The organism is Mesorhizobium sp. M5C.F.Ca.IN.020.32.2.1, from assembly GCF_004023105.1.
Lineage (GTDB): Bacteria > Pseudomonadota > Alphaproteobacteria > Rhizobiales > Rhizobiaceae > Mesorhizobium > Mesorhizobium wenxiniae.
The window spans coordinates 1-737 of the sequence record NZ_RZSX01001494.1 but is presented as its reverse complement, the minus strand read 5'-3'; the positions used below and the strand labels follow the sequence as shown (position 1 = coordinate 737).

At 57.9% G+C, this 737-nt stretch carries 2 protein-coding genes; one reads left to right on the top strand and one right to left on the bottom strand.

Translation table 11 applies throughout. From position 1 onward, the window contains the following. Positions 1 to 257, top strand: a 257-nt coding sequence (locus tag EOA86_RS37045; protein WP_164892427.1) for an SMI1/KNR4 family protein, incomplete at its 5' end; no start/stop codon positions are given. Positions 258 to 590: 333 nt separating this feature from the next. On the opposite strand, the gene EOA86_RS37040 is transcribed toward EOA86_RS37045, so the two are convergent. Then, the coding region (locus EOA86_RS37040) for a biotin/lipoyl-containing protein (protein WP_164892426.1) at positions 591 to 737 on the bottom strand (147 nt) is incomplete at its 5' end.

The following is a 737-nucleotide window of genomic DNA, read 5'->3' as shown; positions in this document are numbered from 1 at the left end:
CTCCGAAGGAGATCGTTGAGGAAACGCTTAGCTGGCGTGAGATCGGGATGCCTGATCGGCTTGTAGCTATCGCGAGCGATGGGTCCGGATACAAGTTCTGCTTCAATGCAGACCAGCTCGGCGGTGACAGCGCCGGCATGCGGGCAATTTGGTTCTTCGATCACGACTTTGGAACCGTCGATGAGGTTGCACCAAGTTTTCATGCGTGGATTGACGCTCTTTGCGTCGTCGAGCCGTGGCGCGAGGAGCCGAGTTAAGTCCGCAGCACCCACCACGTTAGTCGAAAAGAAGCCTGAACAAAAACCGTCGGCGCAAACCAGCACCATACCAAGGTTAGTAACATAGCTGCCGGAACAAAGAAAGAACAAATACCTGCGACAGCAGAAAATTTGAATTCCTCACGGCCTCGCCTCGTCCATCCTGTAGTGAGCGTGCTTTGGAAGTCGCGTTCCTTCGCGCCCCCCTGTCCTGCCCGACATCTCCCCCTCCAGTGGGGGATTGGCTGTCATCTCGGCTTTCGCCGATCTCGTAGGATGCAGAAAGGGCGCTGTCCCGCCAACTTCTGACGGGCGTCGGGGCGGGTTTCAGCCTCACGCGAATTCCATGATCACCGCATCGACTGCGAGGCTGTCGCCCGGCTTAGCCTTGAGTTTCGACACGGTAAGATCGCGCTCGGCGCGCAGCACGTTTTCCATCTTCATCGCCTCGACGACCACCAGCGTCTCGCCGGCCTTGAC